The organism is Phormidesmis sp. 146-33, from assembly GCF_052939515.1.
The window spans coordinates 1-11,161 of sequence record NZ_JBJPHU010000167.1 but is presented as its reverse complement, the minus strand read 5'-3'; the positions used below and the strand labels follow the sequence as shown (position 1 = coordinate 11,161).

The 11,161-nt window shown below is 48.1% G+C and carries 10 protein-coding genes; 2 read left to right on the top strand and 8 right to left on the bottom strand.

What is annotated here, in order from left to right; all coding sequences use genetic code 11:
* Positions 1 to 142: 142 nt before the first annotated feature.
* From ACJ2PR_RS33125 to ACJ2PR_RS33095, 7 genes are all read right to left on the bottom strand, one after another.
* Positions 143 to 1,015 carry a cytochrome c biogenesis protein CcdA gene (locus ACJ2PR_RS33125; protein ID WP_446880237.1) on the bottom strand — a complete coding sequence of 291 codons (873 nt, stop codon included), beginning with the start codon at positions 1,013 to 1,015 and terminating at the stop codon, positions 143 to 145.
* A 121-nt stretch (positions 1,016 to 1,136) separates the two neighbouring features.
* Entirely contained in the window at positions 1,137 to 1,451 is a 315-nt protein-coding gene (locus ACJ2PR_RS33120) for a thioredoxin family protein (RefSeq protein ID WP_446880236.1), read from the bottom strand.
* 45 nt (positions 1,452 to 1,496) lie between these two features.
* Complete coding sequence (locus ACJ2PR_RS33115; RefSeq protein ID WP_446860539.1) at positions 1,497 to 2,048, bottom strand: thioredoxin domain-containing protein; 552 nt, start codon at positions 2,046 to 2,048, stop codon at positions 1,497 to 1,499.
* 110 nt (positions 2,049 to 2,158) lie between these two features.
* Positions 2,159 to 2,593, bottom strand: a complete 435-nt coding sequence (locus ACJ2PR_RS33110) for a sensor histidine kinase (RefSeq protein ID WP_446870382.1) — start codon at positions 2,591 to 2,593, stop codon at positions 2,159 to 2,161.
* Positions 2,572 to 3,159 carry an ABC transporter substrate-binding protein gene (locus ACJ2PR_RS33105; protein WP_446880235.1) on the bottom strand — a complete coding sequence of 196 codons (588 nt, stop codon included), beginning with the start codon at positions 3,157 to 3,159 and terminating at the stop codon, positions 2,572 to 2,574. Before ACJ2PR_RS33105 ends, ACJ2PR_RS33110 begins: the two co-directional genes overlap by 22 nt.
* Before the next feature lie 48 nt (positions 3,160 to 3,207).
* Positions 3,208 to 4,242: a fatty acid desaturase family protein gene (locus ACJ2PR_RS33100; protein WP_446880234.1), complete on the bottom strand. Its 1,035-nt coding sequence runs from the start codon at positions 4,240 to 4,242 to the stop codon at positions 3,208 to 3,210.
* 492 nt (positions 4,243 to 4,734) lie between these two features.
* Positions 4,735 to 8,406, bottom strand: a complete 3,672-nt coding sequence (locus ACJ2PR_RS33095) for a hydantoinase B/oxoprolinase family protein (RefSeq protein WP_446880233.1) — start codon at positions 8,404 to 8,406, stop codon at positions 4,735 to 4,737.
* A gap of 211 nt (positions 8,407 to 8,617) precedes the next feature.
* Here ACJ2PR_RS33095 and ACJ2PR_RS33090 point away from each other — a divergent pair, with 211 nt between their 5' ends.
* Positions 8,618 to 8,839 (top strand): hypothetical protein, encoded by a 222-nt coding sequence (locus tag ACJ2PR_RS33090; protein WP_446880232.1) that lies wholly within the window; start codon positions 8,618 to 8,620, stop codon positions 8,837 to 8,839.
* Between the two features lie 23 nt (positions 8,840 to 8,862).
* Here the strand turns inward: ACJ2PR_RS33090 and ACJ2PR_RS33085 are convergent, their stop codons facing one another.
* Entirely contained in the window at positions 8,863 to 9,642 is a 780-nt protein-coding gene (locus ACJ2PR_RS33085; protein WP_446880231.1) for an N-formylglutamate amidohydrolase, read from the bottom strand.
* A gap of 385 nt (positions 9,643 to 10,027) precedes the next feature.
* Between ACJ2PR_RS33085 and ACJ2PR_RS33080 the strand changes: the two genes are divergently transcribed.
* A complete protein-coding gene (locus ACJ2PR_RS33080; protein WP_446880230.1) occupies positions 10,028 to 11,146 on the top strand; it encodes a M24 family metallopeptidase in 1,119 nt (372 codons plus the stop codon).
* Positions 11,147 to 11,161: the final 15 nt, after the last annotated feature.

Below are 11,161 nucleotides of genomic sequence, written 5' to 3'. Positions count from 1 at the left end.
CCGCCCCACTCGCGGAGCCGTTTTAGATTAATTTGGAGCGACTGCTTGCCTTTAAACCTGTTGTTTCTCATAATCTGCACCTGTTGCAAACATCTCATCAAGGATGCGTCACCGTTAACTCATCCTTGATCATTCGTTCTCGTCATAGAAACCAGTGAATTCCATTGACCAGATAGAATCCACCTGCCAGCATCAACGCGGCACTGCCGACTCGAATCACCCAGTCTGATTTTCCCAGAATAACGCGACTTTGCTTCACTAGGCCCGCATACAAACTGGCGAAAAAGATAACGGCAGTATAACCCAACCCATAACTCATCAACGTGACAACACTGATGAACTGAGAGCCTGTTGCGGCGGCGGCGGCGATCACCGCAAATAGCACCGGACTAGAGCAAGGAGAACTCACGAGTGCAAACGTCAGTCCAATTCCGTAAGGTCCCGCTGCCGACACTGAAGCTTTCGGTTGTGGCAAGGGCAAGTGAATGATTCTCGCAAAGCTGAGTCCCATGACTAGAATGATTGCCCCCACCACAACGTTAAAGTATCCTCGATAATCAACTAGGACTGCTGCTGCGAAGGATGCGAACAATCCGAACAAGCTGAACACCGTAACCACACCCAAAACAAACAATCCAGCTTTGTTAAAGGCGGCTCGACGCGAGGTGATTTTGAGCGTTCCGATATAGCTGAGGTTGACAGGCAGCAAAGACAGAATACAAGGCGAGATACTCGCAATCAATCCACCTACGAATGCTAAGGGCACAAGCACGATCGGATCACTCAAATTTTGCTGCTCTAACCATTGCTGATACGGAGCCTGAATGTGACCGACTAGCTCGGTGAGGTAGAGATACCAGCCAGATAGATGCGGGGAAACGAGGGCAAGAACTAAGGCACCGAGAAATAGACCGCCATAGAAGAGTGTTTTAGACGTGAAGGGGAACTTGTGCGGGTTCTTTTGTGGCATTGGGGTCACAATTTCGAGTGAACTCGGAGTCTGTTGAGATTTCATTGCGGCTTCTCTTAGTTGATTGAGCAGTTTTGCATTGAAGGGATAATTCAGATATCAGCGAGATGCTCACACTTCTGATGAATTCTGGTTTAGGGTGTGTGAGCATCTTGCTCGTATCCGGTTAGATTACTTGCTGGACTAAGTTCGCGTAGTGCTGCTTGGGTTGTAAGCCTACAAGTCGTCCAATCTCTTGTTCTTGCTGGAACAATACAACTGTGGGAACGCTGCGGACATCCAGTTCCATTGCTAATTCTGGTTCTTCGGTGATGTCGATCTCGATCAGATGCAGGTGATCTGCATGTTCTTGTGCCAGTCGCTCTAAAACAGGTTTGAGTGTGATACAACCGCCACAATGCGGAGCCACAAATTTCGCTAGAATCGGTCTTTCGGATTGTTGTTGAAGTAAGGACAATGCAGACTGTGATGTTTGAATCATGGTAATTGGCTCCGTTGATTGAAAGGGAAGGTAAAGAACAAGACGTTAGGAACGGGCACTGACACGCTGGATCGCACGCTCAATGCCATTCACATAGTCTTGTTGATTGAAGTTGTAGCGAAACTGAGTAAGCGTCTGACCATTGCTGGGATTAATGATGGCAACCGTTGAGGTTTGACTGCGATGTGCCGCCAGAAAATCACTCAAGCCTAACTCTCTCGCTCTGGCTTCTGCTGCTTGAGTGGTGGTACGGTTTGTCACGTCAAACACGACGAAATTTGCGCGATCGCCAAACTGCTGCTGCAACGATTCAGTGACAGGTCGAAGGCGTTGGCAAGCTGGACACCAATCGGCGTAAATTTTAACGATCGTCGGTTTGCCTTGAAGTTGAGCCGCGAGTTTATTACTGTTCGAGGCTTGAGCCACAGTCATCGATTGATCGATCGATTGATGATCGGAAGCTTGCATTGCTTGAGAGACTTGAGTGTTGTCTGTAGCGCGTTGCCCAGCATTAGACAGGAAAGAGTACCCCGCAACAGATGCGACACCTACGACACTGACACCCATCAGTAGAATTGATTTGAGATGCTTCTTCATGGTTTCCTCTGAGATTAGGGATAGATGTGTTCGTAAAGCTTTGTTTGCCTTACAGTTACTAATCTCGTTGAGCTACATGATGCCCAAATGAAAAAACTATGAAAAAAAATTCATGGTTCTGCCTGGGTTTGCCGAAACTGTGGTAGCTGGATGGTTACGGTTGTCCCTGAAATTGCATCTGACTGGATCTTCAACTCGCCGTTGTGCGTCTCAATGATTCGTTTGACAATTGCTAATCCCAATCCTGTCCCGCAAGGCTTTGTCGTGTAAAAAGGCTGAGTTAACTTTGAGAGTTCATCAGGTGGAATCGGTTGTCCTCGATTGTGAACTTGAATGCAAACGTGGGAAGGTGAGGCAATCACACAACAGGTAATTTGGTCTCCAGGTTCGATCGCTTCACTCGCATTGCTAATCAAATTAATGATGACCTGCTTAAGGCGATTGCTATCTCCTAAAATCAGGCAGGGCGATGCTGCTGGAGTAAGTTGAAGGGATTGCCCTTGCCGCAGTGGAATCAGTTCAATCAACGGAAAGATCTCTTCCATCCACCGATCGAGGTCGAGTTGCGCTTGACAAATGTCACATCTTTTTCAGTTAGCCCCGCCTCTGCCAACACTTGCAGCACAAAGAAATGACCAATCCCGCCAATCTCTGCACCAATCTTTTTGCCTCTAAAATCCTGAACGCTGGCGATATTGTTGCGGGCCATAATCACATCTGCTCCAATAGACGTATCCTCAACCAGCACAATCTTAAAATCGCTGCCTTTTGCGGCTAGTGCAACGGCTTCTGAGGTAACTGGAGATAGCCCCTCTAATTTGCCAGATAGAAAGGCTGGAAACCCGGCCGCCACTGTTTCAAATACCTGTAGCTTGAGATCGAGTCCGAGATCTTTGAAGAAGCCTTTCTCTAGTCCAATGTGCAGGGGGGCGTTCCCAATCCAGGTCGTTGTGCCCATCGCAATGCTGCTTATAGAATTGCTGGCTGAGGGGGGTGTTGTGGAGGTGGATGCTTGGGAGCAGGCGTGTAAACTTACACTAGCGATCGCACCCGTAGCAAACCAAAGCGCTTGGCGACGAGTCATTCGACTGGATGGAAATTCGGGGTTCATTGTGGCTCCTCTTCTGAGTATCTGGTTGAAGCTTTATCCTGCTCAACATTAGGACGGTAGCACTAAAAACGAAACTTCGATGCCGCCGTAAAATCTTTCCAGGTTGGGGTTTCCTTGTTCGTCGATCGCACTTCCCTGTCCCCTAAAAATGCGCTGAATGCGAAAGCGATGATAGTTTACTAATAGCTGTGGCAAGGTGACGTAGTGCGCTTCTTTGCCCGAAAAGAGAGTGCGATCGAGTTCGGGGAGACGATGCCAGGGACATTTCATCAACTCATGGTGAGCATTGTGGTAGCCAAAATTGAGCAACAGTAAATTTAGCCATTCGTAACGTTGGGAAACTAGATTTGAGAAGGTATTTGCTTGTTCGTGGGCCCGATCGCGCTTAGGAATCGAGGTGCCAATCGGAAACACTTCATAGGTATGCTGAAACGCATCTATAAATCGCAGTCCTGTGATCATGCCAACATAGGCGACGAAGTACAGCAGCAGTGCTTTGAGAGATACTAGCCCCAACACTGTAAACAATGTAGCTCGAATCGCTAAAATGATCAGAACTCTGACTCGTTCATCTTTACGATCGGATACTCGAAATGGAGCAGAAATTGATCGAAACCGTGACAAAAACGCTAATGCAGGAATATACACCCACTCCAACGGTAATAGGGTTGCGCGCACGAATGCGGGCAGACGATTCAAAAACGAGGCTAAATCAAATCGACAGAAATCAACGCGATCGACGTGGTGAGCAATATGCAGCCTGGTCAAATCTTGAAAACGGGCATAACATCCCCCATTGAGCCACAGCACCAGGTCACCTGCGATCGCATTCCATTTTCGACTGTCAAAAATCGTGCCGTGCATCAACTCATGGGCAAGATAGGCAGAAATCATCAGGCTATGGGTCAACAGCAAAACACCTAGTGCATTAAGCCAACCATTGTTTTGTAACATTAGCGCAATTCCTCCAGCGTAGCCGCCAAAGGTGTAGAGAAAGGCGATCGCATTCCAAGCAGGTTTGTCTTGATGCAGAAAATATTGAGCGTCGATCGTGGTTGATTGTTGGGAAGCGGTGCGAGTCATAATTTAAGGTCGAGAGGGTGATGCTAAAAAATCTCAAATCATAAAGCCCAGGAGAACGGTAACAGAACCATGCTGCTACTTAGACTCTCCCAGGCTGTCATTCTATGATGCTGGTACAGTAGAGGATTAACCTGCGTCCAACTTAGTGACCTATTAAAACTAACTTATTAGATGACTCAACAAGCTTCTACCAGCAAAAACTAGACATTCGTTTTGGTAAACATTGTTTATCTTTCTAACATACACATTCAGACAGAAGGGTGTTGAAAGTAACAGTATTTTTTCTTTGTTCGCAGGCAAGTATAGCAGTCCTAAATCAGGTGTAAGAATCCTCAAACATCGGGCTATTAGTTGTTCTTGGGATTGATTTAATAAAACCGACCCTTGCGGTGTGTTGGGCCACGCGAAACGCACCAATTGCATAGTTCAAGTTATTAGGGGAACAGTCGCAGATTGACGATCGTAACGAAGTAGTGCATCTTCACGCGATCGCTATGGTTGACCAAAACCGCCGCCGCCGGGTGTTTCGATCACAAATACATCCCCTGGCTGCATCTTAACTTCGGCTCTACTAGTCAACTGTTCAATCTCACCATTGCTGCGTTTTACCCAGTTTCGACCGACTGCACCAGGCTCGCCGCCATTTAAACCAAACGGAGGAACAATCCGATGTCCAGATAGAATTGCTGCGGTCATGGCTGCGCGAAACTGAATCTGACGAATCACACCATTACCGCCCTGACGTTGTCCTTGTCCGCCGCTATTAGCTCGAATCGCAAACTCCTCGACCCGCACCGGAAATCGCCATTCCAACACTTCTGGATCGGTGAGGCGCGAGTTAGTCATATGGGTCTGCACGGCATCTGTCCCGTTAAAGGTTGGCCCGGCTCCAGATCCCCCACAGATTGTCTCGTAGTACTGGTATTGCTCATTGCCAAAGGTGAAATTGTTCATTGTGCCTTGAGAAGCTGCCATCACGCCGATCGCACCATACAATGCATTCGCGATCGCTTGAGACGTTTCGACATTGCCTGCAACCACAGCAGCAGGATAGTTAGGATTGAGCAGACAGCCCTGCGGAACAATGATCTCCAATGGTTTCAAGCAGCCTGCATTAAGGGGAATATCATCGTCTAGTAGCGTGCGGAAGACATAGAGAACAACTGCTTTACAGATAGCAAGTGGTGCATTTAAGTTTGTCGATTGTTGGGGAGAGGTGCCTGTAAAATCAACTTGAGCAGCGCGATCGCTTTTATTGATCGAAATCTTGACTTGAATCTGACTACCATCATCCAATGGGTAAGTAAATTGACTGTCCTGCAAAACCGCAATCACCCGCCGCACCGACTCTTCAGCGTTGTCTTGAACATGCTGCATGTAGGCTTGCGCTGTCTCTAACCCATAGTGCTGCACCATTTGTAAAAGCTCTTTAACACCTTGCTCATTGGCTGCAATTTGGGCTTGTAGATCAGCAACATTTTGATTGGGATTGCGAACTGGGTAAGCTCCAGAAGTCAGCAGTTGTCGCAGTTCTAGTTCACGGAATTGTCCGCGATCGACGAGTTGAAAGTTATCAATCAATACCCCTTCTTGCTCCACTGAAGTACTGTGAGGCGGCATCGATCCGGGTGTAATGCCTCCAATGTCGGCGTGATGTCCCCGTGACGCAACATAGAACAGTGGATGAGTGCGATCGGCTTCTGAGAACACAGGTGTAATAACCGTGATGTCAGGTAAATGAGTCCCACCGTTGTAGGGGTTATTAGAAACATAAACATCCCCAGGCTTGAGGGTATTGCCCTTTGAGCGAATTAAACTATGAATGCTCTCACTCATCGAACCCAGGTGTACCGGAATATGAGGAGCATTGGCAACTAGCTGCCCGTGTTGATCAAAGATAGCGCAAGAGAAGTCAAGTCGCTCTTTGATGTTGACTGAGTAACTTGTGTTTTGCAGGGTAATACCCATTTCTTCGGCGATCGCTCTCACCAGATTATTAAAAATCTCCAGCAATACGGGATCAGGGTTAGCTTGGATAGAATGGTGTCGAGTAGGCTGTTCTACTTGGGTTTTCGTGAGTACTAGATCACTGCGATCGGTGACTTCCGCAATCCATCCCGGCTCAACGACGTTCGTTCCAGTAGGTTCGATAATCAGAGCGGCTCCTGAAATACGATCGCCTGTTTTTAAGTCACTGCGCTGGTAGATTGGGGCATCATGCCACTTGCCTTTGGTGTAGATTTGGACAACCTCAATGGCTTCTAGAACGGTTCGATTAAAGCTTGCTGTGATCGGAGCACTGGTGGGACTGTAAGCTTGTCCAATAGCTTCAATCGAAGCTGCCTCCACGATTAACGCTTTGTTCTGCATGGTGAACCCATAGCGTTGTTTGTAGGCTTGCTCAAACTGCGATCGCATCTCCTCCAGCGTGCCGAATGGAACAACCAGAGCGGAATCCGTCCCTTCATAGCGCAACTGTACACTAAATAAAACTTGAATGCGATCGGCTTCTACTCCTTGAGCCAGAATTTCAGCCTGCCCCGCGATTGCTAGTGCATCAAGTACCTGGTTGAGTTGGGACGCTGTGGTTAAGGGAGCTTCGATGGCTTGCTCTTTGAGCGATCGCAGGTCAGCTAACCCAATGCCATAAGCCGAGAGAACGCCCGCATAAGGATGAAGGAAAATCTGAGACATTCCCAATGCTTCAGCAATCAGGCAGGCATGTTGTCCTCCTGCGCCCCCAAAGCAGCAGAGTGTATAGTCTGTAACGTCGTAGCCGCGCTGAACGGAGATTTTTTTGATTGCATTAGCCATCTTGTCGATCGCGATTGCTAAAAAGCCGTCTGCTACCTCTTCTGGAGTCCGAATTTCTGTTGTCTCGCTGATCTTACTAGCTAGTTCTGCAAACTTCTGATGCACGGCTTCTACATCCAGCGATCGGGTTCCCTCAACACCAAACACGGCTGGAAAGAAGCCTGCTTGTAGTTTGCCGACTAACACATTACAATCCGTTACCGTCAACGGCCCGCCGCGCCGATAGCAAGCTGGGCCAGGAAAAGCGCCCGCCGACTGTGGCCCAACTCGATAGCGAGAACCATCAAACGTGAGAATCGAACCACCTCCCGCCGCAACCGTGTGAATTGACATCATCGGTGCCCGCAATCGAACTCCTGCAACCTCAGTTTCAAAGGTGCGCTCATACTGCCCATTAAAGTGAGAAACGTCGGTAGAAGTGCCGCCCATATCAAAGCCAATGATCTGACCAAATCCCGCGATCGCACTTGTTTTGACGGCTCCGACAATGCCTCCGGCTGGCCCTGATAGAATGCTGTCTTTGCCCTGAAATCGTTGAGCGTCCGTCAGTCCACCATTTGACTGCATAAACATCAGCTTGCAAGTAGACTGGTCTGTTGAAGACAACTCGGCGGCAACACGACCTTTCAGGGTTTCGCAAAGCGAATCGACATAGCGCCGCAAAATGGGAGAAAGATAAGCATCAACCACCGTTGTATCACCCCGGCTAATTAGCTTCATCAACGGACTCACCTGATGGGAAACTGAAACTTGAGTAAAGCCGATCGCTCGTGCGATTTCAGCCACCTGTTGTTCATGATCAGGGTAGCGATAGCCATGCAGAAAGGCAATTGCACAAGATCGAATACCGGATTCATACGCCGATCGCAGTGCTTCAACTAAACGTTCTACGTGGACGGAAACTAGCTCTTCTCCTTGAGCGCTATACCGTTCCTCAACTTCTATCACTTGTTCGTAGAGTGAAGTGGGTAAAACAATATGACGAGCAAAGATATTAGGACGATTTTGATAGCCAATCTTCAGCGCATCCCGAAATCCTTTGGTGATCAGCAGCACGGTTCGATCGCCTTTCCGCTCTAATAAAGCATTTGTGGCGACTGTAGTTCCCATTTTTACGACTGCAATCTGCTCGGCAGGAATGGGACAATCTGAAGCAATGCCCATCACGTCGCGAATCCCTTGAATAGGAGCATCTGGATAGCGATCGGGATTCTCAGAGAGCAGCTTGTGAACGACAATTTTACCGTCTGGACGTTGAGCAACAATATCGGTGAAGGTGCCGCCGCGATCGATCCAAAACTGCCAGCGTTGAGTTGTCTGCTGATTCAATCCCAGGTTAGTGTCTATCATTGCTTTGTAGAAGGCTCACATCGACCTATTAGATAAATGGTATAGCAATCCTATAGTTTGGAGATGGGTTGTGAATTTTTAGTCTCTCAGTTACTTTGAGCTTCGGCAAATTTGCTACTCTATAGCAGTTGTCCAGCCAGGTCATACCTTCAGTCAGGCAGCCAGTCAGTTGGGGATCAAGCAGCCACCGCTAAGTTTGAGAATTTAAGCCTTGGAAGACCTGTTGAGCGGCCCTAAAAAAGCCTATGAAGTCAAGCTATTCGATCGCAGCAAGTGCCGGATCAAGTTAACCGAAGCAAGTAAGGCTTTTTTGTCGGAAATCACGATCGCACTGACTCATCTCGACCAAGCGATCACTCGAACTATAAGCCAGCTAGAAGTTCGCGATCGTGTCCAAGCGGCTCTTTGGGCAAAGCAGCATCTACATAGTTAGCGGGAGTTAGATGAAATCCTTCGTTAGGATAATAGCGCTACGATCCTGCTAAAGATGGCTTTGAATTTAGGTTTTGCTTGATGAAACTCTGGCACATCCCAATCGGGTGTATTGTCCTGCTCTAGCTGACTCGACTGCAAGTAGATGGGGTAGCGAATCTCAATCTGTAGCGCTTCGACTTGAGGGTGCAGCCCGTAATGTCTGGTGATATATCCCCCATTAAAAACTTTATTACGAACCACCTGATAGCTCTGTGTAGAAAACTCAGACTCGACGGTTGAGATCAAAAACTCAGAGCAACTTTTTCCATTGACATTGCCCAAACACACATCATCGACGATCGGCCCCAAAAAACTGTGTAGATCTACTAGATAAACTCGACCAAAGCGATCGATCTTCTGAGTGAGTAAAGCTTCTAGCTGATGATGATAGGGGTAGTAAAACTGATCCATTCGGCTTGTCACCGCTTCTTGAGAAGGAGCAGTCTGATAGAGTGGCGCACCAAACGCAGTTTTCTCAGGAATTGCGGATTGCCAAAAGCTGCCAAATAATGGCTCTTGAGCCGATCGATTGAGGTCAACGACATAGCGGCTGTGGGTCGCGACTAGAACAGTAATTCCTAAATCAGACAAAAAATCATAGAGCTTGTCTAGGTGCCAATCTTGATGGGGAAGATAGTGCTGATAGGACTCATTGAGCGTCTGCACCATTGCATCGGGAACTATCAAACCACTATGAGGCAGACTAGCCACGATCGGGCATTGGTCAACATCAGGTAGATAAAGATGAAAAGGGTTGGTCACGCTACAGTCTACTGGCAGTATTTCCCTTCATCATCCCACGATCGCTCGGTAATTCTCATCCTCCACCTGAATCCGAGGACGCTGCCACTAGGGTTAGTCGTCAATTACTAAGGGCTAATAAATCATCACTTGGACATCTTCACGTAAGATTCAGGACTGCTATAGAGATTTATTTGCAAACTTTTAGACTGGCAGTTCACATCCAGAATATTAATTATAAATTGATACAACTCACCCTTCCACCTAAAGAGAGAAGTTCTTGAAATTAGAAATTGTCAGAATGAGAACCTTATCGACAGGTGAAGACTGTCTTGGTTTAATCGCTGACACTTGCTTCAGTGTGATTCGTTTGTACATAAACTCTAGCGACCATCCCTGCAAAGCTGTGTCTGAACTACGCTCTGATTTATCTCAAGTTTCCACAGAAATTGACCACAAGCTAAAAATCATCCGGGCAACGCTTGACGAAGTAGGAGCGGCTGGACTTTGGCTACGGGGGACAGATTGGTTTATGTGGGCAACCGCAGGCGCAACTCATACGGTGCTACTAGCCGCAGAAACCGGAGTTGCGGAAGTACTCGTGACGGCTGACGCTGCCTGGATCTTGACCAGTGAAATTGAGGCACCCCGCTTTAAGGATGAGGAGCTTTTGGGTCGCGATCGCTACATCTTGGCGACTTATCCCTGGGCAGATCCAACCGCACTCAAGCAGTTTGTGCAATCCGTGACGGATGATGGCAAGATAATCAGCGATCGTCCGATTTCTGGCGAGTCTATGTTGCCCTTGAGTTTAATTCAGCAAAAACGCATTCTACTAACGAGTGAAGTTGATCGCTATCGTCAAATTGGACGATTGGCCAGTGAAGCGATGACTGAAGTTCTGATGCAGGCCGAGCCGACCTGGACTGAGCAACAACTGGCTGGAGCCGGGGCACAAGCGCTTTGGAGGCGAGGACTTCATCCCGCCCTAACGCTGTCTGCTGGCGCACGTCGATCGCCCCTCTACCGTCATCCGGTGCCGACTTCTGAAGCGATCGGTCAACAGGCAATGTTAGTGTTTTGTGCGCGAGGAGCGGGGCTGTATGCCAACCTGACTCGGTTTGTTTGCTTTGAGCAGATAGATTTAGCCTTACATCGTCAAGTAGCTGAAGTTGAAGCGATCGCACTCAATCAGACTCAAATCGGAACGCCCCTCAAGCAGGTTTATCAAGCGATCGCCCAGTCCTACAATCAACAAGGCTATCCAGATGCGATTCGCCAACATCATCAGGGGGGAACAACAGGCTATTTGTCTCGCGATGTGATTGCGACTCCTAGTACCGACGATCGACTGGCTGCACAGATGGCTGTTGCCTGGAATCCGAGTTTGCCAGGAGCCAAGATCGAAGATACCTTTATCATTCACTCTGACGGTCGTTTAGAAAATCTCACGGCTGATCCACAATGGCCAACAGTAGAAGTTGAGGGGCGGCAGCGTCCCGTTGTGTTGGAGCGATCGACATGAAGTTTGAGCAAGTTT

Coding starts and splice junctions, on each gene's coding strand:
- ACJ2PR_RS33100 (WP_446880234.1), bottom strand. CDS start 4,242: ATGACTCGCACCGCTTCCCAACAATCAACCACGATCGACGCTCAATAT.
- ACJ2PR_RS33120 (WP_446880236.1), bottom strand. CDS start 1,451: ATGATTCAAACATCACAGTCTGCATTGTCCTTACTTCAACAACAATCC.
- ACJ2PR_RS33095 (WP_446880233.1), bottom strand. CDS start 8,406: ATGATAGACACTAACCTGGGATTGAATCAGCAGACAACTCAACGCTGG.
- ACJ2PR_RS33105 (WP_446880235.1), bottom strand. CDS start 3,159: ATGAACCCCGAATTTCCATCCAGTCGAATGACTCGTCGCCAAGCGCTT.
- ACJ2PR_RS33125 (WP_446880237.1), bottom strand. CDS start 1,015: ATGAAATCTCAACAGACTCCGAGTTCACTCGAAATTGTGACCCCAATG.
- ACJ2PR_RS33115 (WP_446860539.1), bottom strand. CDS start 2,048: ATGAAGAAGCATCTCAAATCAATTCTACTGATGGGTGTCAGTGTCGTA.
- ACJ2PR_RS33110 (WP_446870382.1), bottom strand. CDS start 2,593: ATGGAAGAGATCTTTCCGTTGATTGAACTGATTCCACTGCGGCAAGGG.